Here is a 24,972-nt window from a genome sequence, read left to right as displayed (position 1 = left end):
TTTCGTTGTCGTGCTTGCCTGAAGAATCTCCTGGTGGAAAACGGCTGGCATGAGCCGGCTTCCGCCAGGAGTCGGAACCGCCCAAAGGGAGGGAGGAGGCGGTTCCGACAGGTGGTGGGTCGTCGTCGGGGTAGCGGCTACTGCTCAGCTACGTCTCCCGCTTCGAGCTTCTTCGCGCGGGCGACCAGCGGCATCGAGATGGCGTGGCCGGGGCAGGCCTCCACGCAGGCGCGGCACTTGATGCATTCGCTCATGTGCGAGCCGAGTTCAGGATGGCGCGGGTCGATTTTCACTTCGCACACCTGGCTGCACTTGCCGCACGCGACGCCCTTGCTGGTCTCGAGGCACTTGGAGTCGTCGATGGTGGGCACGAAGGTGCGGTTGGCCTTGCCCACCAGGCTCATGATGGCCGACAGCGGGCAGATGTGCGAGCACCACTTGCGGAAGAACACGACCTCGATGAGCAGGATGATGGGCGCGACGATGACGCCGAGGGTCAAATCGCCCACGCCGAACAGCAGCATCAGCAGCACGATGGTCGCGAACGTCAGGCCGATGGGGCAGATGAGGCAGAATACCGGGAATCCGAAGATGGCCGCGGAAAGCAGCGTGCCGCCCAGCACCAGGTGGCGCGAATCGAGCGTGCCTTTGGAGGCACAGGAGCCGTGGCCGCGGCAGGCGCTCTTCAGCAGGGCGCGGTCGGCATCGGTGAGCTCGATCTTATCGGAGGATTGGCCGGCGTTGTCTTGCGCGGCAGCTTCCTCCTCCTTTGCCTTGAGCTTGGATTTGCTGGTGAACGCATAGCGCAGGCGCGAAAGAACGGGCGTAGGGCAAATCCATCCGCAAAACGCGCGGCCCAAAAGCAGAATGGCCACGACCGCGATGACCAGCGAGATCAACGCGTGCGGGATAAGCGTCTTGGACGCGAGCATCGTGGTGAGGGCGCCAAGCGGGCACAGCACCGAGATGGTTTCCCATCCGAAGTTGGAAAGCGATCCCAGGGGCAGATGGAGCGCGTAGGCCACGGCGAGCACGGCCATGACGATGATGGGGATGGCGATGCGCAATTTCTTCGACATGCTACGCCTCCTTCACGACGGGACGGACTTTGATGGCGCGTTCGTCGGTGGAGCTCACCACCGAGCCGGCCTGGAGCGACACGCATGCGGCCTCGCAGGCGCCGCAACCGTTGCACAGGGCGGTATCGACCACGGGGCGGTTCTCGGAATCAAGCGAGATGGCCTCGAGAGGGCAGGCATCCACGCAGTCGCGGCATCCGGTCAGGCGGTAGGCGAGGCACGTGGTGGTGTTGATTTCGGCCACGCCGAGGATGGTGTTCTCGAACGTCGCGCCTTCGGGCGTGATGAGCGCCTGCGTGGGGCACATCTCCACGCACAGGGGCACGCCGCCGTTGTCTTCGGCGCACCAGTCGCAATAGGCGTTGTCGAAGTTCAGCGTGGGCGCGCGGAAGTTCAGGATGCCGCTCTCGAGATGGGCGGGCCTGATGATGTGATGAGGGCACACCTCGGCGCACTCGTTGCAGCGAATGCACTTCGATATGAAATCGTCCTCGTCCTGTCCGCCGGGCGGTCTCACCACCGCCTGGGCGGGAATCGCTCCCACGCCTCCGATCGCAAGCATGACGGCGGCGCCTCCTGCGCCCAGGCACAGCGTGCGGCGCGTCATACCGGCGTAGGTTTTCTCCGATGATGCTCCGTGCTTCTCTTCGTGTGACATGGCTGCTCTTTTCGTCCTCTTGGTACCTTGCTCACGCTACGGTCAGCTGGTCGGGCTATTCGTCCTTGTTCGCGTCGGCCAGCACGTCGTCCAGGAATTCACGCTCGGTCTCCAAGAACCCGATGGTCAGAAGGGCGAGGCCCTTGTACATCATGGTCTTGGTGAACTTCTGCATATCGCTGGTGAGCATGGGCATCCAGGTGAGCATGTGCTCGCTCAAGAAACCCTGCTGCACCGCAAGCATCTTGTATGCCGCATCGAGGCGGTCTTTGCGCACGGCGTTGGCTACGCGATGGCTCATGAGCTGCATGAACTCGAGCTCCACGGCGGCGTGGTCCTCAGATTCCGCCCAGGTTTCGCTCTTGTCGTAGCCGTATGCGCGGTAGATCGCCAGCACCTCGTCGCGCGCCGCCTGCATGAGCAGGTGCTTCTCCGAGGTGTAGAACGACTCGTACGGAAACGCCGCGCCGCTCATGTCGTTGGAGTTGCCGATGAACGTGCGCGAATAGTCAACCGCCAGCTCGGTCAGAGCGCTGGGCGTCAGGTTGCTGAGCGACTTGGCGATCAGGTAATAGCCCTCATCGGCATCGGGGTTGCCGGTGGCGGCGGGGTAGCGCGTGGCGTGCATGGTATCCAGCAGCGCCTGGTCGATTTCCACGCGATACAGGCGTGAGAGGAATCCGTAGGTTGCGCTGCGGTTCTCGCACAGGTTGATCAGGTTCTGCTTGAACGCCTCTTCCTCGCTCAGGGGTTCTTCGAGCTTGGGCGCTTCGTTTGCGATGATATCTTCAGCCATGGTGGCCTCCTCTATTGGAATCAGGGTTGCGCTATTCGTTGGAAGCGGCTTTATCAAGCTCGTCGAGCACCGCGTACGCCTCGCGGCCGGGCTCGGTGAGCCTCCATGCCTTGTCTTTCCACTCGATTGCGCCCGCTTCGGAGAGATGGTTGATGAAGCGCTCAACAAAGAGGCGAGGCTTTTCCACCACGGGCTTGTTGTCATACATCTTGGAGAGGGCCTTCTGGTCGGCGCCTTCTTCGCAGTCGATGCGCTCGATGATCGTGCGGTAGATACCGCGGTATTCGGGTTCGGCCTCAAGTGTTTGGCGAATGAGGGTGCGCGGCTGGAAGCCGTCTAGCGCCGCCTGGCCCACCGGAGTGATGGACCAGAAAAGCTCGGGCTGATCGGCAGGCTCCCAGAATTCAGCACCGTCGATGATGACGCGGTTGGGCTCGAGCACGACGCCCTCGAAGCTCGTGCCGTCGGCGGTCACGCGCTCGATGGCGCCCGCGCGACGCAGCAGGAGGCAGAAGTTGTCGGGGGAATATACCGAGTAATTGTCCTTCTTGAGCTCTTTGATGAGCGCGACCGTATCTTCGTCGGTGCGAAGCTCTTGGACGAAATCAAGAATGCCCAGAAGCACGCTGCGCTGGTTCTTCATGGCGTCCATGAGGTCGGCGGTGCGCACCTCAGCAGGCTGCAGCCGTGCTTTCTCGGTGTCTTCGGCAAGGGTTTTGGCATCGGGGAATCCGGCATCCTGCGGGTCGAACAGACCGCTTTCGATAGGGATGTCGTCGATTTCCTCGTCTGCCTCGAAGTCAGCTAGGGGGTCGAAGGACTCCAGGTCGGAGTCGTCGATCAAGAAGTCGGTTGAATCGTGCTGTGCCATATGGCGCGACCTCATCTCTGCATCGTCGTACGGTTTCAGGGTATAAAAACCCGCGAATCCATAACGGATTCGTTCCGTATGCAAACGATTGCTGAGCGAGAATGCCGCTCACGTATTTCCCCCACCAAGAATAGTAAAGTCAGGGCGGTGCGGTGTCAATGGAAAACCACCGTGACGCCTGCTTTTGCGTCACGTCGTCAGGATGCGGGGAGCGTTTCTGGCTCAGTTTGAGCATCGCAGGCGATGGGCTGCCGAAACCGTGTGTGCTTTTGGTTACGGATGGCGCCGGGCGGATGCATGCGCGTGCATGTCCGCTATACTTTCCGCTGCAATTCACCAATGCCTTGAACGGGCTTGGGCGGCGTCATGTTCCGAACCTGGTCAGGACCGGGAGGTAGCAGCCATAAGGGGCCTCTGACGAGCGCCCAATCCCGCTCAAGGCATTTTCGCGCCGACCGCTTGGCCGGCGCGTTGCGTATATGCACGCAATTCAGACGCTGCTCGGCTGTAGCATGGCTGCGAGAAAGGCTCGTTTTGGAAATCATTCAGTTCTTCGTCGACCTTCTGTCCGACCCGCGCGGAGCCATCGCGGGCTGGATTATGACCCTGGGTCCCATCTGGGTGTACACGCCGCTGTTCCTCATCGTGTTCGTGGAAACGGGCCTGGTGTTCTTCCCGTTTCTGCCGGGCGATTCGCTGCTGTTCGCGGCGGGCGTGTTCTCGGCGCCCGGCGGCGGGCTGCACGTGGGTGTAACCTGGCTTGTGTTCGTGGTCGCCGCCATTTTGGGCAACACGTCCAACTATTGGATCGCGCGCTTGTTCGGCAGCCGCATCATAGACTCCGGCAAGGTCAAGGCGCTCACGCCCGAGCGCATGGCCAAACTCGATCACTTCTTCGAGAAGTATGGCGGCCTTACCATTGTGATCACGCGCTTCATGCCGTTCTTCCGCACCTTCGCTCCGTTTATTGCGGGCACGGGGCATATGAATTTCGCCAAGTTCACGTTGTTCAACGCCATAGGCGGCATCTCCTGGGTGAGCCTGTTCGTGTTCGTGGGCTACTTCTTCGGCGGCATCCCGTTTGTGCAGGAGCATTTCGAGGTCATCGTGCTGGGCATTGTCGCCGTGTCGGTGGCGCCTGCGGTCATCGGCGCCGTGAAGGCCGCTATGAGCTCGCGCAAGAGCAAGGGCGAGGCGGCGGATGGCGCTGCCCAGGGCCAAGAGGCAACCTCTTCCGATAAGGCCTCGCGCGGCAAGCACGCAAAGTAGCGCGACTCTCCATTCGTTCGGTTATTTTCAGGGCCCCAGCCGGGCCCTGATTCGTTTTGCGCCGATCGGACGGGCGCAATGCGCTACCATGGCGAAAACGTATCGCCTGCTGCGCAACGGCGCGCGAAAGGAACACGCCATGAAAATTCTTATCGCATCGGATATTCACGGTTCGGCGTATTGGGCGGCTCGTCTGGCTTGCGCTGTCGAATCCGAGGCGCCCGACCGCATTGTTCTTCTGGGCGACCTTTTGTATCACGGCCCGCGCAACAGCCTTCCGCGCGACTACGACCCTCAGCGCGTGATCCCCGTTCTCAACGGATTCGCGCACAGCGGGCGCCTTGTTGCCGTACGGGGCAATTGCGACTCCGAAGTTGATCAGATGGTGCTGGATTTTCCCTGCATGTCCGATTACGCGCAGCTGGTGGACGAAGCCGGGAAGACGCTGTTCTTCACGCACGGGCATGTGTACGGCGCGGGGTTCCACAACAGCGTTGATGCTGTGCCGGCGTTGCCGAAGGGCTCGGCGCTGGTGTTTGGCCATACACATGTGAAGGTGAACGAGCCCGCTCCGGCCTGCCCGGACGTATGGGCGTTCAACCCCGGCAGCGTTTCCATTCCCAAAGATGGCACGCACAGCTGTGGCATCTATGAAAGCGATCAGCCGATTGACCGGGCGTTTCGTCATGTGATTCTGCAGGAGGAATAGCTGTGGTTTGGTCCGGCGCAGATGCCATATCCGCTCTGCGCGTGACCGGGTTAGGCCGCTTGAAGTGGGCTGTAGCACTGGGATTTCGAATGCGGGGCACGAGGGCGAAAAGGGGTACATCTGCTATAGCTGACACGATGTCAAATTTTTGCGATACCGTAAGTTTCCTCTTGAATTGGAGCCAACTCTAAGGAGTACCCTTGCAAACGGCGGAAGTCTAAAGAGGAAAGAGGATAATCATGGACGAAGCGAAGCTTGCGCAAGCGAAGGCCAGTTTGGGAGAGACGATGGTATTCCCCATAGGGGAGCCCAATGAGGCGTTTGCCCAGTACTTCATCGGAAACAGCTATCTGGCGCCGTTGACCACCGATCGCGTGTTCGTGTCCAACGTGACGTTTGAGCCGGGCTGCCGCAACAATTGGCACACGCATCACGGCGCCGGTCAGATCCTCATCGTGGTGGGCGGTCGCGGCTGGTATCAGGAGTGGGGCAAGCCTGCGCAGGCGCTCAAACCCGGCGACGTGGTGAACATTCCGCCCGAGGTGAAGCATTGGCACGGCGCCGCCAAGGACAGCTGGTTCAGCCACATCGCATTCTCCGAGCCGGTGGAAGGCGCCACTAACGAATGGCTCGAGCCGGTGGATGACGAGCAGTACGGCGCGCTCGACTAAGCACGGCGGTCGGGCGCCCGACCCTCGTATCGGGCGCGGTGGAGCGCGTGGGAAGCGTCGCGGTCGACCAGCCGGGCACGTGTTGCCTCGCATCGGGCGCAGCGCGGCACGCGGGAAGGGCGACGCGCATGGGCGTATCGCCCTTCTGCAATGCAGTGCGCGGGGCGGTGCTCCGCGCCGTATTTCGAAAGGAAAGGCGTCGGAATGTCATTCACCGAAGGCTTTAAGAACACCGATCCGGAATATGCTGCGATTATTGAGAACTTTTTGCAGGAGGCGGCAAACGAGAAGGCCGTTGCGCTGCCGGATCGCACCAGGCATCTTGCCATTGTCGCGGCGCTTTTGGGCTGCCAGGGGCTGGAGGCGTTTCGGGTTGAGGTGCCGCAGGCTCTGGCGGCGGGCGTGAACCCGGTGGAGCTCAAAGAGGTGGTGTACCAGGCAACCGACTATTTGGGGCTGGGCCGAGTGCTGCCGTTTATCAATGTCATGAACGAGGCGCTTGAGGCGGCAGGTGTGGAGCTTCCTCTTGAGGGGCAGGCCACGGTGACGTCCGAAACGCGCCTTGAGGCTGGAAACGGAGTGCAGATCGAAGCGTTCGGCGAAGGCATGCGCGAAACTTGGAAGTCGTGCCCGCCCGAGCGCGTGACGGTGAACCGCTGGCTGGCCGCCAACTGCTTTGGCGACTACTACACGCGCGGCGGGCTCACGCTGGCCGAGCGCGAGATGGTAACGTTTTGCTACATCGCTGCGCAGGGAGGCTGCGATCCGCAGGCAACGGCGCACGCAGCGGGCAACATGGGTGTGGGCAACAGCAAGGAGTTCATGTACGCGGTGGTGCACCAGATGCTGCCCTTTATCGGATATCCGCGCAGCCTGAATGCCCTGTCCTGCATCGATGCGGCTGCGAAGGCGCAATAGCAACTGCGGAGCAGTCACTGCGGAGACGGCGTGCCGAAGACCGGCAGGCAACCATAGTCAACGAAAGGTGGGAAATAATGGAGAAGGTTTTGGTGGCGTTCTTTTCGCCTACGGGTACCACGGCTCATGTGGCCCACAAGATCGCGGGCGCAACGGGCGGTGACCTGTTTGAGATTCGTCCTGCGCAGCCCTATACTGCGGAAGATTTGAATTGGCATAACGCGCAGAGCCGCAGCAGCGTGGAGATGAACGACCGCGCGTCGCGCCCTGCCATCGCCGAACTTCCCGACGTTTCGGGCTACGATACGATTTTCGTGGGCTTTCCCATTTGGTGGTATACCGCGCCGCATATCATCTGGGCATTTGCCGAACAGGCGGGGCTTTCCGGCAAAACGGTGGTGACGTTCGCCACCTCGGGAGGCAGCTCCATGGGAGATACCACTTCCGAGCTCTCGTCGCTTACTCCTGCTAATGTGAACTGGGTGGACGGCAAGGTGCTCAGCGCCGCCGCAAGCGACGCATCGGTGGCGTCCTGGGTGGAAAGCTTGGGGCTGTAGCGCATCGTCGCATGCTGCTCCCCGTTTCGTCGGGGATGCGAGCAAGCCTCGAATTTTGAGATGTCGCAATGAGCGAACGGGGCTGCAGCAGAAGCCCTATCGATTGAATGATGGTGCAGAATTCCTGCATGCTCAACGCCCCGAGCGGTCGCTCGGGGCGTTGTTTTGCATATGTACGCAGCTTTTGGGGCTTCCGCCACAGCCTCGTTGCGTGTTGTTCGATCGGCGCCGAGTTGTCGTGGTGTTGCCGTGATGCTGCATCGGAGCAGGGACGTCTAATCGGCATCGCGCCGCCGCCTAAGGGTCGAGACGCCGATGCGGCGCCGCAGCACGGCCTCAAAGCCGATGGGCAATCATGGACAACCTTGCGCACTCGGGGCAATCTTGTGCACCCGAGGCAGCGCCTTCCCGCCTTCTTGAGCGCGCCAGACGCGTCTGGGGCAGCCTTGTGTCCTTTACGCGGCTTACTCGCCGAAATAATCCGCAATCTCCTGCATGCGGGCGGATTGCTCCACATGGAAGGGGCAGCGATTGTCGCAGTGTTCGCAGGAGGTGCAGTCGCTTGCGTGAGCGCCAAGCTCGCGGTAGTGCTCCTGCGCCATGGGGTCGCCTGCGCGCACCAGGTCGTAGTACTTGTTGATAAGGCCGATGTTGAGGCCGCTGGGGCAGGGCGCGCAATGATTGCAGTACACGCATACGCCTTCCGCCTCGGCCGGCGCGAATGTGGAAAGCACCGAGTAGTCGCGCTCTTCGGGCGCGGAGTCGAAGTATGCCAGCAGGTCATGCACCTCTTCGGGCGTTTTGGCTCCAGCGACGATGGTGGTGACGGCGGGTTTGTCCAGCGCGTATTGGATGCACTGATTGCGCGTGAGCGCCGCCTTGAAGGGCGAGAGCTTGGCATCGAGCAGCTGGCCCGCGCCAAACGCCTTCATGACCGAAATGCCCACGCCTTCCGCCTCGCAGCGACGATAGAGCGCCTGGCGCTGGGCAACTTCCCCATAGCCGAAATCGCCTTGCTGGTAGTCGTAGGCGGGGTTGATGCTGAACATGAGCATGTCGATGATCCCCTCATCGAGCACCGCGTTTGCCACTTCGGGCGTATGGGTTGAAAAGCCCAGGTGATGCACAATGCCCTGCCTTTTCATGTCCTGCAGATATTCGAGGATGCCGCCCTCGCGGTACTCGTTCCAATCGGCAATGCTATCGAGGCAATGAATGAACCCGAAATCGATGTACTCGATGCCCGTTTGCTCGAGCTGCCATGCGACCGAGCGCTTCACCGTGTCCAGGTCGAGGCTGAATGCGTACTCGGACCCGGCCAGGTAGTTGGCGCCAAAGTGCATCTGGAAATACAGTTCATCGCGCCCGCCCGCCACAGCGCTTTTCAGCGCGCGGCCAAGCCCCGGGAACAGGGCGGTGTGGCCTCCGGCCAGATCGACGTAATTGATGCCGTTTTCGAAGGCGGCTGCGAAGGTTTGCGCCGCCGCGGCCTCACCCGCCTCGGCCAGCACGCTCGTGCCTAGGCCAAGAACGCCGATCTTTTCTCCTCCATGAGGCAGAATGCGATACTCCATGATGCTCCTTTGCGCTTCTTGTGCGTCCAATTTGCCAATGCCGGGGCAGCGATATCTGTGCGCTTCGCCCCATTGTTGTCCGTGCTCCCTTATGGGGTTCCGCCCGTTTGCCGGCTCCGCCCTCTTGCGCGGCTCCGTTTACCTGCCAGCCCTGTCCCCTGCGGGGCTTCATCTACCTGCCAGCTCTGTCCCCCTCCTGTGGGGCTCCATCTACCTGTCGGCTTTGCCCTTTTCGTGGGGCTCCGTCTACCTGTCGGCTTTGCCCTTTTCGTGGGGCTCCGTTCGTCCGCCGGACCTCGTTTTCCTGCGCCCTTTGTCGCGTTTCTCCTTGGTTTTGGGCCGTCTCACGCTCTGGCTGGCGTTTGTCGGACGGGAATCCGTTGAGGAGCCAGAAGGGGCTGCCCCTCGTTCTGATTTGCGCCCTACGAGTAGGCAATCCTATTCCTTTGAGCAGGCTCTAAGTCAAGTGGCCTGTATTGCGAAAAAGGTTTTGGCGCGATGGCGTGTAAAATCACATCCTTACGGGGTCTGACGCGGGCATCAATATGGGGTCGCGACATCCGCGGGGCCTGACACGAGGCAAGGTCACGACATCCACGGGCTTGAGGCGGCAAACACAGCGTGAGCAACGTCCAATAAACCGTCTTGGTCGCAACATCCGCGGGGCTTGATGCAACAAACGCAGTGCGAGCACCGTCCAACAACCGCCTGGGTTGCGATATCTTCGGGGTTCGATGCAACAAACGCCGATTTGCTGCAGTTTATCGAAGGGGTGCGGAGTAGACCGTCTCCATCGCCCTTATTTCCCCAGGTCATCGTGCTGGTAGAAAACGGCTACTTTTGGAGCCGCGGAAAAACTGCAGCATATCGCCATCTTTTTCATCTCCGGCGCGAAAAGGGGCTTGTTCGAGGCCTTGCTGGCGTGCGAGCGCGATGGAATAACCTTGCTTCGGGGTCGAATGCGCATGGCGGTCAGTAAAGAGTGCGGTACCATGGTAACGATACCTGAAAGACAGTTCGCGCGAAGGTGGCATGCATGTCAGAGGCTTTGTATAGGAAATACCGTCCGCAGACGTTTGAGGACGTGGTTGGCCAGACCCATATTGAGCGTACGCTTAAAAACGCCATCGAGTCGGACAAGGTGAGTCACGCGTATCTGTTCTGCGGTCCGCGCGGCACGGGAAAAACCACCACGGCGCGTCTTTTGGCCAAGGCGCTTTTGTGCGAGCAGGGGCCCACGCCTTCGCCCGACGGCACGTGCGAACAGTGCTTGGCGATCGCCGAGGGCACGCATCCCGATGTGAACGAGATGGACGCCGCAAGTCGTACCGGCGTGGAAAACGTGCGCGAAGAAATCATCGGGCGCGTTCAGTACGCCCCTACGCGCGGTCGCTATAAGATCTATATCATCGACGAGGTTCACATGCTGTCCACGGCGGCGTTTAACGCGCTGCTCAAAACGCTGGAAGAGCCTCCTGACCACGTGGTGTTCATCCTGTGCACCACCGATCCGCAGAAAGTGCCGGAAACCATCCATTCACGTTGCCAGCGTTTTGACTTCCATCGCCTTTCCAACGAGGAAATCGTGTCGCGGCTTGGCGCTGTGTGCATGGCCGAGGGCGTGCAGTTCGAAGGGGACGCGCTCGATCTGATCGCGCACAGGGCCCAGGGCGGAATGCGCGACGCGTTGACCACGCTTGAGCAGCTGATTGCCTTTGGCAACGGCGCCGTGACGATGGACGTGGCGCGCAACGTGCTGGGGTCGCTCGATACCGACGACATGACCGCCATCGTAAACGCCATAGCCGCCCGCGATGCGGCAGCGTGCTTCACGTGGGTTTCTGAGTATATCGAAACGGGTGCCGATCTGGCGCAATTCACGCGCGATTTGGCCTCATACGTGCGTGACCTCTACGTGTTGGAACTCACCGACGGCGCCGTAGCGGTGGATGCGCCCGCGTCGTCGCGCGACGCCATGACGAACGAGGCGAAGCTTTTCGGACCCGATAGGCTCGCTTACATCCTGCGCGTTCTGGGCGATTTGAGCAGTGAGCTGCGTTCTTCGACCAACGCGCGTCTTTCATTCGAGATTGCGCTTACGCGTATGGTGAGACCCGAGAGCGATCTGACGCTTGAGAGCCTGGCGGCGCGCATCGAGGCGCTGGAGGCGCGGCTTGCGCAGGGCGTTCCCGTGGCGCCGGCTGTCTCTGCGGCGCAGGGCGCTTCAGCGGCGCAAGGGGGTTCCGCGGCGCAGCCCAGCGCTTCGGTTCCGGCGTCGTCTGCCGGGTATAAGCCCGTGACCGAGCCCGCGCAGCCCGCAGCGCCTTCGCCCGATGCTGCGGTTGCGGCCATGAGCAAGGCGGCGGCGTTTCGCGCGCAGATGGAACAGCGGCGCAAGGGCGGCGGCGCTGCGGCGTCTCAGCCCGCTGCTCCGGTGGTACCCGCTGCTTCGGCTGCTGCTTCCTCCGCTTCAACGCATGCGCCCGCGACTCCGACGTTCGATGCTCCGGCTCCTGCCGTAACAGCGCCCAGTTTTGCTCCGGCGCACGTTTCTGCTGCGGCGCCTGCACCTGCACCGGGGCCGGCGTCTTCTGCCGCAACGGTCTCTTCCGCCGCGCCATCCGCCGCACCGGCATCTGCGCCGATGCCGTCATCGTCTCCGGCGCCTGCGGCAGCAGAGCCCGCCGGGGCATCTCCTTCGGCTTCCGCCACCGCGCAGAGCGATGTTCCCGCTTCCGCCCAGGGCGCGCCCGACGCGATTAAGGCAAAGCTCCTCAATCCCGCAGCATTGCAGCGAGGGTGGCAGGCTGCGCTCGCCGAGCTAAAACGCCAGCGTGCCGTGTACGCCGCGCTCATGCAGTCGGCGCGCGTGGTGGCCAACCCCGACGGCTCGGGCGTGTCGGTCGAGTTTTCCAAGGAGAACGACTTCGCATATTCCGCGGCCCAGAAGCCCGATGTGTCGGCCGCGCTCGCCGCAGCGCTCGAGCATGCGTTCGGCGGCCCCGTGCCATTCCAATTCACCCAGGGCGGAGGCGTGGCTGCCGCCGTCATGGCGGCCGCGGCGGCAACGGGAGCCGGGCATGCGCCCGCATCGACGCCGAGCGCTCCAGGCCCCGCGGCTCAATTCGCATCTGGTCGCGCTATGCCCAATGGGCCTTCCGGCCAGGCGGCGCCGGCGTTTCGACGCCCCCATTCGATGGATGCGGGGAACTCCGCCCCTTTTGATGGTGCGCCCGTCGGCGGCGCGGGCAACGGCGACGGTTCCTCGGCCGCGCCTTCGTTCGCACGGCCGAAGCCGAACTTTGCGAGGGCTGCGTCCAACGCCCCTGCCCAGCCGGCTCAAAATGCGGCTGGGGATAGAGGTGCCGCATCCAACTCGCAGGCACCCGTCTTCGACGACGACGTGGTTCCGTATTCCGATGCGGATGTCGCGTCATATATACATGAGGGAGACTCGTACGGCGCGTCCGATTCGCCGTACTTTGCTCCATGGGATGGCGCGCAGCAAGGGCAGAAGGCGCCAACCGATGCGCCTGCTACGGCGCCAACTGATGCGTCTGCCGCGCACGGCGCACGTCCCGCTCAGTCGAATCAGGCGTCAAGCGAGTCGATACACGCTACGCATTCGACCGTTCCACCTGCGCTTGGCGTTACGGGTCCCGCTCCTGTCGATCCGTATCTGATTGGCAAGAAACTCGGATTTGACTCCATGCCCGCGCCCAAGAGGCGTCCCAAAGGCACGGTGGTTGCCAAGGGATGGCCGGGTGTGGGGGATGGTCCGGCGGCGGATCCGGCCGGCGCGTCGGGCGTATCCGGTTCGGGCGCGCCAAGCGAGGGGGCGTCAGCGAGCGCTCCGAGCGCCACGGCGCAATCCGGTTCGGGCGCGCCCGGCTCTGTCCAGGCCGCTTCGACCTCCGATGGCGTCGCATCGAACATCTCGGGCGCTGCGCCCAGCTCGACTCCGACGTCGCGGCCTTTCATCCCCTTCGACCCGAATACCGCGGTTGACCCCAATAAGCCCAATCCGTTCGCGGGCAGAAAGATGCCAAGCGGCGTTGGGAAGGGGGGCTCGAGCCCCTCGCCCTTCCCGTCGTCGCGCCCGGTTCAACCTACCGACGGCGGCATGGATATCGCTGACATCTTCGGCGCTTTCGGCGTGTCGATGGATGACGTGCAAGAGGAATAACGCGCGAGGTGTGGTAGTCTTTCGCATCGTATGAAATCGTGCAATACGTCGCCGGCGGCAAAGTGTCGGCGGCTGTAAAGAGAAAGGAACCGTTCTCATGGCGAAGAACCCGATGGGAATCAACAAGAACATGATGGCTCAGGCGCTCAAGATGCAGGCAGAACTGGCCAAGGCGCAGGAGGAAATCAAGTCCATGACCGCCGAGGCCACCGCGGGCGGCGGCATGGTGAAGGCCGTGGCGCAGGGCGACATGACCATCCTCTCCGTCACCATCGACCCCGATGCCGTTGACCCCGAGGACGTTGAGATGCTGCAGGACATGGTGGTCGCCGCCTGCAACGAGGCGCTGCGTGCCGTTTCCGCTCAGGGCTCTGCGCGCATCAGCGCCGCTACCGGCGGCATGAACATCCCCGGTTTGATGTAGGGCGCGACCGTCTGTGGAGTCGGCTCCCGCCATACAAAAGCTGCTCGACGAGCTTGAACGCATGCCGGGCGTAGGCCCTAAAAGCGCGCAGCGCATCGCGTATTGGCTGCTCAACGCCGATCGCGCGACCGCACTGCGCCTGGCCGACGCCATCGTCGAGGTGAAGGATAGCGTGCATTTTTGCAAGCGTTGCTTCAACTATGCCGAGGACGAGCTGTGCGAGATCTGCGCGTCGTCGCGGCGTGACCCTTCGGCGATCTGCGTGGTAAGCGAGCCGCGCGACATCGCTGCCATCGAGCGCACCGCGGCGTATTCGGGCGTGTATCACGTGCTGGGCGGCGCGCTTTCGCCCATGGAGGGCATAGGGCCCGATGACCTGCGCATATCCGAGCTGATGGCGCGTCTTGCATCGGAGGACGTGACCGAGGTGCTGCTTGCCACCAATCCCAACGTCGAAGGGGAGACCACGGCGGCGTATCTTGCGCGCCTGATCAAGCCGCTAGGCATCAAGGTGACGCGTCTGGCGAGCGGCCTGCCCGTGGGCGGTGACCTGGAATTCGCCGACGAGGTGACGCTTGGGCGCGCTATCGAGAGCCGTCGCGTGTTGTAGCGCTGTTCGCGGCACGGGGCGCCAAGCATCTGACTGCGAAAAAGCCCGCACGCTCACTTGTGGAGCGTGCGGGCTTTGTTGTGCGCCGGTTCTGGAATAGGTGAAGGCGAACCGAACGCGGGAGCAGGTGCGGTCAGCCGTTACTGCTGATCGGAGTTATCGCCGCCACCGAATCCGAGCTTCTTGGCTGCAGCGCCGACGGCTCCCAGGGCAACTGTTGCCACGGCGGCTATCGCGCCCACGGCCGTGGTGAAGGCACCCATCGGGTCGGAAGTCTTGGGAAGCGAGCCGCCCTTGTCGGATCCGGAGCCGGTATCGGCCAGCTTATCGGGGTCGATGCGATCGGAAGACCCCTGGCCGGAGGGCTTGTCGGAGCCGGAACCGCCCTGTCCGCCGTCGGAGCCTGAGCCCGATCCGCCCTGACCGCCATCGCCCTGGTCGCCGCCAGGCGTGGAGCTGCCGCCCTGATTGCCGCCCTGGCCACCGTCGCCCGTGCCGGGATTGCTGGGATCGCCCGTGGGATCATCGGGGTCGGTGGTGGGCTCATCGGGGCCGGTGGTTGCGGCTGCGGCGACCGAGAAGGTGACGGCGTACGTGGCTCCATAGCCTGCCGTGTAGACGACCTCGTGGCAGCCTTCGACCGTGGGGGTGAATCCGTAGGTCACGGTGTCCGCCAGCGTGGATACCTCGCCGCCCTCAACGCGAGACAGCTCGACCTGGGTTCCGTCGGGGGCGGTCACCGAAGGCACCGCCTGGATTTGCGCGCCGTTCACGTCGGTCGCCATCACGGTGGGCAGGATGCACAGCTTGCCCACCTCGGGTTCGCCGAACGCGCCCTCGGCAATTGCGTCGTCGGCGATGGTGCATACGGCTGCCTTGGCATACATCTGAGCCACGGCGGCATCATCGGCGGCGGTGCCGTAGTACATGTTGACAAATGCGATCTTGGCGTTGCTCCAGCATTGTGCTTCGCCATCGCCGTCGGTGTCGGCTCCGATGTACCACACGTAAGGATTCGCGCGGGGCGCCTGGTACGATTCGGCGTATTCGACTTCGTCCACGAGGGCGCCGTCTCTGTACACGCGCAGCGCGCTGCCGTCGAACGTGCACACCAGATGCATCCATACGCCGGCTTCGATCTGCGCGGTGGCGCAGGTTGAGCCGTTGTTGCCGTAGTGGTACAGAGTGCCGCTTCCGTCGTATTCGATCCAATGTCCCACGCCTTCGCCGCTCGAGAAGATATCGCGATAGCCGCTGTCGGGCAGCTCGTTGAACTTCACCAAAAGCTCGCGGGTGACCGATCCGGCCAGCTTGTCGTAGTCCTCCTGGGCGAAGCCGTAGCCGTAGCACGAGGCGCCGTCGAAGTTGGCCACCAGCTTGTCACCGAATTCGGACGCGGCTTCATACGTGGGGTTGCCGTAGGCAGTCACGGCATGGGCGAATTCGGAGGTGTCGGCCGCGGATCCGTTGGCAAAGCTCACGGCCAGCATCGCGGTCATGGGTACAGCGACCGGTTCGGGCACGGTGAACTCGACCGCCTCGCCAATCTGCGCCTCATTTTCCCACGGGTTGCGGGCGTAGGCGGTGAGCACGTAGTCGCCCGCCTCAAGCGAGGCGCCAAACAGCGGGCGGGAGAACTCCGCCGGGCGGTTCTGCGAGGCCAGGTAGTAGTCCGACATGAAGCAGGCGTCATAGACGGGCTCGCCCTGCGGGTCGCTTGCCGGACGTACCACCATGCGGTAGCTCATCACGATGTCGTCTTCCACGCCTGTAGCATCGGCGGTAATCTTGTCTGCGGGAATGGTGAACGAAACCTGGGCGTTCTCGCCGGGTTCGGGCTCCGACACGCTCACAACTACCTGGGCGTCATCGGCAACGATCGGCGGCTTGTTTGCGGCCTCCATGGCGGCATGGCTGTACACCCACGTGCTCTGATCGGAAACCTTGAACGTCCACGGGCGGCCGATGTAGGCGCCTTCGCGGAAATCCATGCGGCGGATGGTTACCTCGTGGCCGTTGGCGGGGTCTACCTCCACCAGCAGGCACTGGCTTGCGTCCTGCGTGTCAGCGGGGAATCCGCCGGTATCGCCTGCGTTGTCATAGCCGTCTACATTTGCGCCGCCCTGCATCCAGAACGCGTTGCCAAAGGTGGCCGTCTGGACGGCTGTGAAGCCATCCTGCCAGATGGAACGCGGGTCGTTGTCGGGAATGTGAGTATGGCCCGAGAAATGAATGACCTGCGGATACTCAGCGAGCTTTTCCTGGAATGCGTATTGGCCCACGAACATGTCGTCGTCATGGAACTGGCCGATCCATCCGGCGCCGAAGTTTTCGGGCGAGTAGTGCACGGTTTCGGGCATGGGGTGGTGGGTGAACACGAATACGGGCTTGTCGGGATCTTCCGCAACGGCCTCCTGAATGCACTGGAGCATCCATTGCACGGGCGTGGGCGCGCCGTACTCGCCGGCTTCAGAGGGAATCTGATATCCGTAATCGTAGTTCAGGCCGCAGCTTGCCGCGATTACCCAATAGCCGTCGTCGCCGCCTATCTTGCCGGCAAAATTGACCAAGCCTTCGTGCGTGCCGCCAGGTGCCTGCGGCATATCGGGAATGGTGAGCTTGGCAAGGGCGTTGTTCTTGAACGCGTTGATCGCCTCGGACAGATTGCCGTTGTGCGCATACATCTCATGGTTGCCCATGCAGATGATAGGCGGGCGCTTGACGTAGGTGTTGAAGTATTCCACGAGGTCGGCGTATTCGCCATCGGCGCCGTTTTCGGTGGTGTCGCCGTCGAAAACGTGCGCTTGGATGTCGGGGATCTGTTCGTAGATGGTGTTAAAAGCCAGGGCGAACTTGTTCTTCATGTCGTATTTGGTGAAGTGCGTGTCGCTGTGCACGGTGAAGCGCACTTTGTCACCGGTAAGCGCATCCCAATGGGGATCGGTGGGCTCGGTATAGAGGCCGTATGCCCTGTCGGGGAACACGAGCATGCCGCCCATGGCGGTTACGCCGGCGATGCCCGCCAGCTTCATGAACGTGCGGCGGGACACCCCGAATGTTCCGCGTTCGTATGCGTTCTCAAGTTCGTTCATGGCTTCCTCTCTCTTAACGACTTTCCCCTGCGCGGGATATGTGACGTGTTGCGGCGTCGGCGACTCCAAGGGGCGGCGTCAGGGTCCCACGTGCGGGATAGATGACGGCTGACTTACGCCGCGCGGTGCAAAGTGTAGGAGCGGATTGCTTAAGATTCGTCGGATGCACGTCAGAGCCTTGCGAGAGCAATGAAAGATTTTCGTCGGGAATGGGGCGTTTTTGTAAGATGCCGGTCCAACTTGGCACAATGTCTTAGTTGAAATTTGGATCGCAACACCGTTGCGTTCAGTCTTGCGGGCGAAGCCCGCAGCCTCTCGCCGCGCGCAGGCCGCAAGGCCTGCCGCGGGGAGAGGTTCTCCTTTTTCCCTCGGCCTACAATCCTCCCACCACGGCTTGCCGGGCGGGAAGGAGGCGATTATGCCCGAGAGGAAAGGCAAGCATCTGGGAATCGAGAGCCGGGAGGCTATAGAGCGCGGGATCGCCGCCGGCGATTCCGCCAGGAGGATCGCGAAGGCGATAGGGGTCGCGCCCTCGACCGTCACCCGCGAGGTCCTGGCCAACCGCACCGTGCGCGAGGTCAAGGCGCGCAAGGGGGCGAACCTGGCCGTCCGCTGCGCCAGGTACAGGGACTGCCATGCCAGCGGCACGGCGTGCGGGAAATGCTCCACGAGGCTCGCGCCGTGCAAGGCGTGTAGGACCCGCAGCTGCATAGAGTCGTGCCCCGACTTCGAGCGCAAGATGTGCCCGAAGACGGTGTCCTGGCCGTACGTCTGCCCCGAAGGGTGCCCCAGGAGGGCGTACTGCGGCTACCCCAAGTGCTCCTACTCGGCCGGCGCCGCCGAGGCGGCCTACCGAAGGAGGCTGTCGGAGAGCCGTTCGGGGATCGCGTGCACGGAGGAGCAGCCGGAGGGCATGCGGCGCATCGTGGCCCCGCTGGTCAAGAAAGGCCACAGCTTCGAGGCGATCTGGGCGGTGCACGGGGGCGAGCTGCCCGTGTGCGCGAGGACCGCCTACAACTACCAGGAGGCGGGCGTGCTCGGCGTGCCGAGCATCGAGCTGCCCCGCAAAGTGAGGCTGCGCCCCAGGAGGAGGAAGGCGGCCTCCGGGAGGAGCCGGGTCGACAGGTCCGGCAGGGAGTACTCGGACTTCGCGGCGCTGCCCCTGCCCGAGCAGGCCGGGGCCGTGCAGGGCGACTCCGTGTGCGGCCACGAGGGCGGCGCGCGCGACCTGCTCTCGCTGCACCTGGTCGCCTGCAAGTTCCAGTTCTACCTGCCGAAGGACCACGGCAGCCCCGAGGCCGTGGTCGGCTGGCTCGACCACATCGAGCGCACGCTGGGGTCCCCGGAGGCGTTCGCCGGGGTGTTCGGGGTGATGCTGCTCGACCGCGGCGTCGAGTTCGACGACTGGGAGGGGATGGAGAGGTCCTGCCTCGAGGGCGGCGCCCACCGCTGCCGGGTCTTCTACTGCGACGCCATGCGCTCGGACCAGAAGGCCGAGGCCGAGCGCAACCACGAGCAGCTCAGGCGCATCCTGCCCAAGGGCCGCAGCGACTTCGACGCGATCAGCGTCTACGACGCCGCGGTCATCACCAGCCACGTCAACTCCTACGTCGGCGGCGGCCGCGGCGGCGCGTGCCCGTTCGACCTGGCCGAGCCGCTGCTGCCGAAGGGCCTCCTCGAGGAGCTGGGGATCGAGAAGGTCGACCCCGACGACGTGGTGCTCAGGCCGAGCCTGGTGCCGCACGTCGTCGCCCGCTAGGACGAAGGATTCGGGAGGCGCCCGCGACGCCGTGGGCATAGCGCATCCCAGGCCCGCCGTTGCGCTCTCTCTTTCGAGCCCAGCCGGGAGGGCCCGCGCCAGCATGCCCCGATTCGGGGCAGCCGCGCGCCCCGCGGCCCGGGAGCCCCGGCGGAGGCCCCGTCCGCAAGGGAAGGCGCAACGCCCGAGGGCCGATATCGCAAGGCGGAGCGCAACTGTTGCGTTGACATCTGCAGTGTTGCGCCAAGGTTTTCAAGTGAGCACATTTTCTAGTGCACGATGACACTGTTGTCCGTTGCTGTTTCGGTTGACGCCGACAAGAATCCGGATTATCATATCAATAGCATCTGGATAGATGCAGGTAAGTGCTTGGATAAGCAGCTGGAACAAGAAGCCGGATTGGCTAGCAAAAATATGCTTCTTGGACTGCCAGCAAAGCTGGCTTTTTTGTTCTAGACGTTTTCCTTGCAAAAGTAGTCGCTTTCTTTGGAGGAGTAAATGGCAAACGTCAAGAACGCAATCATCAAGTTCAATCAGCCGAACGACCAGAAGATCGGAGACATGCGCAAGATCTCCGGCTTTGTCAAAATTCGAAACTTCATTGACATAATCGATGCTCTTGATCTGGAGGCAAATCCGCGAAATTCAAAGGTCGGTAACGTAACCAATGAGATTCAGGATTCCATAAGGCTCACTCCGGAGCTCCTTCCTTTCAAAACAAAGGGCGTTCTACTTGCTGCTTCCAAGTATGAAGAGCTTGAGCGCAATCGATATCGTGTCAGTTTTGAAGATGCTGAGACCGAGGGTATTCTTGATGGGGGGCATAACACTCTCGCGATCGGCCTGTATATCCTCCATTCCGCTTACGAGGCCGTAGGCGGCGCGTTTCCTAAGGGGGTATCTACTTGGGGCGATTTCAAGGAGGTCTGGATTGAGAATCGACAGATTATCGACAAATATCAACAGATGATCCAAGACGCTCAGGCGACTGGGAAAGAACTCCCGGGTAATCTTGGCGCTTACATTCCAGTCGAATTGTTGCTTCCCATCGAATCTGGGGATTACGAGGCCGAAGCGGCATTCCGCAGCAATCTCTTCGACATTTGCGTTGCCCGCAACAATAACGTTCAACTTACTGTTGGCACTCGCGCCAACCAGCAAGGCTACTTTGACACCCTCAGGGCCCTGTTCGCCGAGAGGAACCCCTTCCTCGAGGAGAAGATTGAATGGAAGACCAATGAAGGTGGAACCATTAAGATTGCCGATATTGTAGCCCTGGCCTGGGTGCCCTTGTCTCTCATTAATCCTGTCAAGGATGAAGCAGGTCGCGAGGTCAACCCGCCTGCTCCCAATAACTTGTATAGCGGAAAGGGCGGCTGTCTCAAGAGCTTCGAACGTCTAATGAGCTCTCCTGATGTGACCATTGAGCCCGTAAATGGATATCGTCGCGAGCTGAATAACACTTCTGTTTTCAGTGCATTTAAACTTGCTGTTCAGATGCCTGAACTTTATGATTACATCTACAAAATGTTCCCCACTCTTTACAATCGTGCTGGTGGGAGCTATGGCCGAATCACTGCGGTCAAAAAACTCAATGAGCGAAAAACCAAGGTAACTCCGTTTCTGGGAGAGGAGGTCGAAACTCTTAGTCCTGATGGCTTTGTGACCCCTCTCGCTTATGGCCTTCAAGCCCTGATGGATGTGAGAGTGGAGAACGGGAAGCAAATCGTTTTCTGGTCTGTCGATCCGATGCCGTGGCTCGAAAAGAATCTTGAAGTCGTGGTCGAGAGCTACGCGGACGTTCTTGCTCCTTGGGGCTATGATCCTCAGAAGGTTGGCAAAGCTCCTCAAAGTTACACCACAGCTCTTCGTGCTTACAAAATGGCGCTTGCGGGAATCTTTTAGGCTCAGCTTCTGAACGATCATTAAGCGCAGTGGGCGCGTTGCAAAAACGGTTTATCTATATTGCGAGTGCGTGGCATCTAGGCATGATTAAGAACTTGGGCAATCAGCGTGCGGTCATAATGCCGCGAGCAAGAGCCACGACAAAATCAATCGTTTAGATTTATTAGCGGATTGGTGGTGTGAGCAATGGCCCTCCGGGATAGCCCCGGAGGGCCGTTTGTTTCGCTGCTCTAAATGGTTCAAAATAATTGCGCGTCACGGAAACAATCAAGAAAGTGTTCGCGAAAACGTCTTCTCAAATCACGCGGTAATGCGCGGAATCACTCCCACTCAATAGTTAAATCGTTTGTCTCAGCCTCTCCAGTTTGCCGCAGTTTGTTCTAGTTTGTCGAAATGACACCCGTTATCAAAAATTCAAGTGAAACCGCTGGGTCAAATCTGGGTCACGGTCATTCGGACCATTCGGGTCATTTTCCTGGGTCACGCTGGGTCACGAAGTCGCTCCAACGGTACTTATCAACTTCGTTTAATCGGGATTCCAACACGTGAGCGTTATTTTAGATTGAGTTGAAAATTAGTATAGTTGGACTTTGCATTCTAAGTAACAATGATATCCGTCAAAAGCGATGGCCTAAAAACCTCTATGCCAGGCAGAGATAGAAAACATGAAAGGAAGCCTGCTTTGTGTTCCCCGGATTTGGCTACTCGATCTGTCGTTGCTAAAAAGACCACTGAACGTCTGGCGCGCGTAATCGCCACATAAAACAAGCAAAGCTCGTCGATATACGACTGAGGAATAATGCGCTTTGCGAAAGAGCATTTGTTTTTTGGCACAATGTGGCGCAATGTGGATGCTAGATTTTGGAGAAACGGTATCTTTTTCGTGCGCAAAGTTGTACAATTGCCTGCGTATTACAGAGGCATTGAGCTTCGGTAAGGATGAGGGTTCGGCTAATAGGAGGGGAGCCGAACCCTCTGTCTTTTTCTGCACAGTTTTGTGCATCTCGTTGATTGCGCGGTGTTTAGCATTCTCTGCCTGACAATTGCGGCAGTTTGTGCGAGAATACCGCCTTACGCGGGCGATTGGCGCAGCGGGAGCGCAGGACCCTTACAAGGTCAAGGTCGGGGGTTCAAATCCCTCATCGCCCACCATGTATGCATGAAGCCCTTCGAGCAGTGCTTGCTCGGAGGGCTTTTTTTGTTTCCGCTTTTCTTTTAGGCGAGTCTGCGTACTTCGCGTCTTGCGAGCGCGGCGGAATCTTGGACCGCAGCAGGGGCATACCCTCACCTGTGCGCCGGTGCATCCCGGTTTTCTTCAAAGCGGCTGTGCGCGTGCTTATTTTTGCATTCGCGCCCTTTCGGGCGCGGTGACGCTTTGGTTCTTTCCCCTCGTAATGTTTCCTGCTTGTGCCAGCTTGGTTACTAATTGCATAACATTTCAATATTTGAATATTTCTTAAATTAATGCAATAAAAATGCAACTATATCCAAATTTGCACGTGAGAACGTGCAATGTCGTCGCGGGCGAACAGCGGCATTTCGCTTCATCCGTCAAAGCGGGGCGATTGGGCAGCGTGTACGAGAGTAGGCAGCGCGGGCGGATGGGAGTGTGCGCGATGGCATATAGAGTTGGAGTGGTGGGGGCTGTGGGCTTTGCGGGCGCCGAGCTGGTGCGATTGCTTGCCTCGCATCCTTTCTTCGAGCTCGGCGTAATTACCTCGAACGCCGATGCAGGCGAGCCTTTCTCAAACGTGTATCCCGCCTATAAAGGCGTGACCGACCTGACGTTTGCCGCGCATGACGATTCCGGGCTGGCGGAGTGCGACGCGGTGTTTTTGGCCGTGCCCCATACCGCCGCCATGGCCATGGCGCCCGGCCTTCTTGCCAAAGGCGTTTCGGTGTTCGATCTTTCGGCCGACTACCGGCTGTCCAGCGCTGCGGCGTACGAGCGATGGTACGGCGTGCAGCATTCTTCGGCGTGGCTTTTGGAAACACGCGCTTTTGGTTTGCCGGAGCTCTTTCCCGCCGAGCTTGATAACGCTGCGGCATTGCCGCCGACGGTGAAGGCGCATCGCGACCGGTGACCGTGACCGTGCAGGGCGCTGCGACCGACGAAGATGCCGATACGGCCGCGCGTGCCGTGGCCAACTCGCCCCTGGTGAAAACCGCCGTCGCCGGGCGCGATTGCAACTGGGGCCGCATTGCCGCGGCGCTCGGCAAATGCGGAGTGGCGTTTGACCAAGACGACGTGTCGATAGACATCATGGGCATGCCCGTGTGCCGCGAGGGTCTCACGGTGGCCTTCGACGAGGATGAGGCGCTGCGACGCTTTGAGAACCCTGAGATTACCATCTGGGCCGATCTGGGCGCAGGCTCCGGAAGCGCAACGGCGTGGACCTGCAATCTCACGCACGATTACGTGTCGATAAACGGCGACTACCGAAGCTAGCGCGGGGCACTACGGGCTGCCGGTGGAGTTCAAGCACGGGCAGCGCGTCACTACGCCCCAGGTGATGGACATCGTGCGCGAGGTTCTGGTGGGAAAGGTGAACCAGGAGCTGGTAGCTGCGCTCAACGGGCACGGCGACGTGGCGGTTGGGGTGTCGGGGAGCGATGCCGGCACGATTGTCGCCGAGCAGCTCGCGCCCGAGCTGGGGCGCGTGGGCAGCATCGTGCGCGTGAACGCCGACTACTTGGACAGCCTGATGGAAAACGAGTACATCCCCGTGGTGGCGACGGTGGCAAAGGCATGAGGCCCATAGACAGCGAAGGACGTAGCTACCTGGATTTTCTTGCAGGCATTGGCGTGTGCAGCCTGGGCCACGGGCATGCCGTGTTGCAGGATGCTCTCAAGGGGCAGGTCGAAAGGCTCCTGCACGTTTCCAATTACTTCTACGTGGAGCATCGCGGGCAGGCGGCGGCGCTTATATCAAAGCTGGCGAACAATGACATGGAGGGCGCCCGTGCGCTTGCCGATGCGATTGCCGCCGATGATGAACACGCCGTAATAGATGCCGCCTCTTCTGCGGAAGGCGAGCAGGCGTGGCAGACGTTTTTCGCCAATTCGGGCGCCGAGGCCAACGAGGGCGCCATGAAGCTTGCGCGCCTTTACGCGAAGCGCCGCGGCAACGGGGGCAATACCATCGTGTGCCTGCGCGGCAGCTTTCACGGGCGCACGCTTGAAACGGTGGCGGCGACCATACAGGAGCGCCTTCAGGAGGACTTTCGTCCGCTGCCCCAGGGTTTCGTTGCGTGCTCGCCCAACAACGTGGAAGAGCTTCGGTCGATATTCGAGGAGCTTGGCAACGAGATTTGCGCCGTAATGCTCGAACCCATCCAGGGCGAAAGCGGCGTGCACCCGCTATCGGCGGAGTTCGTGCGCGTGGCCGCCGACCTGGTTCATCAGGCGGGAGGTCTGCTCATTGCCGATGTCGATTAGTTCGTTGTGGGGCTTGGAAGCATTCTAGAGGCGCGTTAGCGGAGGCTTCGGAGTTGCCCCCTGCGCACGAGTGTTCTTCGGAAACCTTACTCGACTTGCCTATTCGCCCGAGCGTTCTTCATGAACCTTGCTTCGACTCCCCCCATGTGCTCAAGCGTGTTCCGCAAACCTTGCTTCGGCTCACCCATGTGCTCAAGCACCTTTCGTAAACCTTAAAAAGAGAAATATCCTAGATTTGTTCGACGATTGTCTGCAAGCATTGAATGCCGCGGACTCTAACACCATTTTGAAGGGTGCAGAGTCTACGGAATTCTAGTGTCTTTCATAATGTAAAGAGAATGGACAGAACAAGATCGTAGTTGTAGGCGAGGGGGATTCTCTCGAAGCACGATATGTAACCAGGCCTTAGTAGATCTGGCTTCGTTTATCTTCGGTGCAGCCCGTGACGACGTAAG

The 24,972-nt window shown here is 61.1% G+C and carries 20 protein-coding genes, 1 tRNA gene and 1 other RNA gene; 16 read left to right on the top strand and 6 right to left on the bottom strand.

Going from position 1 to position 24,972, the window contains the following annotated elements; all coding sequences use genetic code 11:
• Positions 1-137: 137 nt before the first annotated feature.
• The 4 genes from DMP06_RS01665 to DMP06_RS01650 are packed head-to-tail and all read right to left on the bottom strand — an operon-like array spanning position 138 to position 3,404.
• Complete coding sequence (locus tag DMP06_RS01665) at positions 138-1,079, bottom strand: 4Fe-4S binding protein (protein WP_123207995.1); 942 nt, start codon at positions 1,077-1,079, stop codon at positions 138-140.
• A 1-nt stretch (position 1,080) separates the two neighbouring features.
• Complete coding sequence (locus DMP06_RS01660) at positions 1,081-1,737, bottom strand: 4Fe-4S dicluster domain-containing protein (RefSeq protein ID WP_123207994.1); 657 nt, start codon at positions 1,735-1,737, stop codon at positions 1,081-1,083.
• 55 nt (positions 1,738-1,792) lie between these two features.
• Positions 1,793-2,533: a TorD/DmsD family molecular chaperone gene (locus DMP06_RS01655; protein ID WP_123207993.1), complete on the bottom strand. Its 741-nt coding sequence runs from the start codon at positions 2,531-2,533 to the stop codon at positions 1,793-1,795.
• 31 nt (positions 2,534-2,564) lie between these two features.
• Entirely contained in the window at positions 2,565-3,404 is an 840-nt protein-coding gene (locus DMP06_RS01650; RefSeq protein ID WP_123207992.1) for a hypothetical protein, read from the bottom strand.
• A gap of 346 nt (positions 3,405-3,750) precedes the next feature.
• Here DMP06_RS01650 and ffs point away from each other — a divergent pair.
• The 6 genes from ffs to DMP06_RS01620 all read left to right on the top strand — a co-directional run bounded on the left by ffs (position 3,751) and on the right by DMP06_RS01620 (position 7,528).
• Positions 3,751-3,844: signal recognition particle sRNA small type (ffs, locus tag DMP06_RS01645), an RNA gene on the top strand.
• A gap of 94 nt (positions 3,845-3,938) precedes the next feature.
• The gene (locus DMP06_RS01640) at positions 3,939-4,673 is read left to right on the top strand and encodes a VTT domain-containing protein (protein ID WP_123207991.1); all 735 of its coding nucleotides are present in this window, start codon (positions 3,939-3,941) and stop codon (positions 4,671-4,673) included.
• Positions 4,674-4,812: 139 nt separating this feature from the next.
• Positions 4,813-5,382 carry a phosphodiesterase gene (yfcE, locus tag DMP06_RS01635; RefSeq protein ID WP_123208056.1) on the top strand — a complete coding sequence of 190 codons (570 nt, stop codon included), beginning with the start codon at positions 4,813-4,815 and terminating at the stop codon, positions 5,380-5,382.
• A gap of 239 nt (positions 5,383-5,621) precedes the next feature.
• The gene (locus tag DMP06_RS01630) at positions 5,622-6,053 is read left to right on the top strand and encodes a cupin domain-containing protein (protein WP_123207990.1); all 432 of its coding nucleotides are present in this window, start codon (positions 5,622-5,624) and stop codon (positions 6,051-6,053) included.
• Positions 6,054-6,257: 204 nt separating this feature from the next.
• Positions 6,258-6,971 carry a carboxymuconolactone decarboxylase family protein gene (locus DMP06_RS01625; protein ID WP_123207989.1) on the top strand — a complete coding sequence of 238 codons (714 nt, stop codon included), beginning with the start codon at positions 6,258-6,260 and terminating at the stop codon, positions 6,969-6,971.
• A 77-nt stretch (positions 6,972-7,048) separates the two neighbouring features.
• Complete coding sequence (locus tag DMP06_RS01620) at positions 7,049-7,528, top strand: flavodoxin (RefSeq protein ID WP_123207988.1); 480 nt, start codon at positions 7,049-7,051, stop codon at positions 7,526-7,528.
• A gap of 464 nt (positions 7,529-7,992) precedes the next feature.
• Here the strand turns inward: DMP06_RS01620 and DMP06_RS01615 are convergent, their stop codons facing one another.
• Positions 7,993-9,102 (bottom strand): aldo/keto reductase, encoded by a 1,110-nt coding sequence (locus tag DMP06_RS01615; protein WP_123207987.1) that lies wholly within the window; start codon positions 9,100-9,102, stop codon positions 7,993-7,995.
• Positions 9,103-10,138: 1,036 nt separating this feature from the next.
• On the opposite strand from DMP06_RS01615, the gene dnaX reads away from it, so the two are divergent.
• The 3 genes from dnaX (at position 10,139) to recR (ending at position 14,322) form a co-directional block, all read left to right on the top strand.
• Positions 10,139-13,288, top strand: a complete 3,150-nt coding sequence (dnaX, locus tag DMP06_RS01610) for a DNA polymerase III subunit gamma/tau (RefSeq protein ID WP_123207986.1) — start codon at positions 10,139-10,141, stop codon at positions 13,286-13,288.
• Positions 13,289-13,385: 97 nt separating this feature from the next.
• Positions 13,386-13,712 carry a YbaB/EbfC family nucleoid-associated protein gene (locus tag DMP06_RS01605; RefSeq protein ID WP_123207985.1) on the top strand — a complete coding sequence of 109 codons (327 nt, stop codon included), beginning with the start codon at positions 13,386-13,388 and terminating at the stop codon, positions 13,710-13,712.
• 13 nt (positions 13,713-13,725) lie between these two features.
• Complete coding sequence (recR, locus tag DMP06_RS01600; protein WP_123207984.1) at positions 13,726-14,322, top strand: recombination mediator RecR; 597 nt, start codon at positions 13,726-13,728, stop codon at positions 14,320-14,322.
• Between the two features lie 140 nt (positions 14,323-14,462).
• Here the strand turns inward: recR and DMP06_RS01595 are convergent, their stop codons facing one another.
• Positions 14,463-17,414 carry a LamG-like jellyroll fold domain-containing protein gene (locus DMP06_RS01595; protein ID WP_123207983.1) on the bottom strand — a complete coding sequence of 984 codons (2,952 nt, stop codon included), beginning with the start codon at positions 17,412-17,414 and terminating at the stop codon, positions 14,463-14,465.
• Between the two features lie 418 nt (positions 17,415-17,832).
• On the opposite strand from DMP06_RS01595, the gene DMP06_RS01590 reads away from it, so the two are divergent.
• The 7 genes from DMP06_RS01590 to DMP06_RS01560 all read left to right on the top strand — a co-directional run bounded on the left by DMP06_RS01590 (position 17,833) and on the right by DMP06_RS01560 (position 24,517).
• Entirely contained in the window at positions 17,833-19,173 is a 1,341-nt protein-coding gene (locus tag DMP06_RS01590; RefSeq protein WP_123207982.1) for a helix-turn-helix domain-containing protein, read from the top strand.
• A gap of 498 nt (positions 19,174-19,671) precedes the next feature.
• Positions 19,672-21,078, top strand: a complete 1,407-nt coding sequence (locus DMP06_RS01585; RefSeq protein ID WP_123207981.1) for a hypothetical protein — start codon at positions 19,672-19,674, stop codon at positions 21,076-21,078.
• 1,077 nt (positions 21,079-22,155) lie between these two features.
• Positions 22,156-22,230 (top strand) — tRNA-Val (locus DMP06_RS01580).
• Between the two features lie 464 nt (positions 22,231-22,694).
• Positions 22,695-23,162 carry a hypothetical protein gene (locus DMP06_RS01575; protein ID WP_123207980.1) on the top strand — a complete coding sequence of 156 codons (468 nt, stop codon included), beginning with the start codon at positions 22,695-22,697 and terminating at the stop codon, positions 23,160-23,162.
• Positions 23,159-23,527, top strand: a complete 369-nt coding sequence (locus DMP06_RS01570) for a bifunctional ornithine acetyltransferase/N-acetylglutamate synthase (protein WP_245962318.1) — start codon at positions 23,159-23,161, stop codon at positions 23,525-23,527. The genes DMP06_RS01575 and DMP06_RS01570 overlap by 4 nt, the downstream gene beginning before the upstream one ends.
• A 22-nt stretch (positions 23,528-23,549) precedes the next feature.
• The gene (locus DMP06_RS01565; protein WP_245962317.1) at positions 23,550-23,831 is read left to right on the top strand and encodes an amino acid kinase family protein; all 282 of its coding nucleotides are present in this window, start codon (positions 23,550-23,552) and stop codon (positions 23,829-23,831) included.
• Positions 23,828-24,517 carry an aminotransferase class III-fold pyridoxal phosphate-dependent enzyme gene (locus DMP06_RS01560; RefSeq protein WP_123207978.1) on the top strand — a complete coding sequence of 230 codons (690 nt, stop codon included), beginning with the start codon at positions 23,828-23,830 and terminating at the stop codon, positions 24,515-24,517. Before DMP06_RS01565 ends, DMP06_RS01560 begins: the two co-directional genes overlap by 4 nt.
• Positions 24,518-24,972: the final 455 nt, after the last annotated feature.

It is taken from the genome of Slackia equolifaciens (assembly GCF_003725995.1).
Taxonomy (GTDB): Bacteria; Actinomycetota; Coriobacteriia; order Coriobacteriales; family Eggerthellaceae; genus Slackia; species Slackia equolifaciens.
This window is presented reverse-complemented; position numbering and strand designations above follow the sequence as displayed.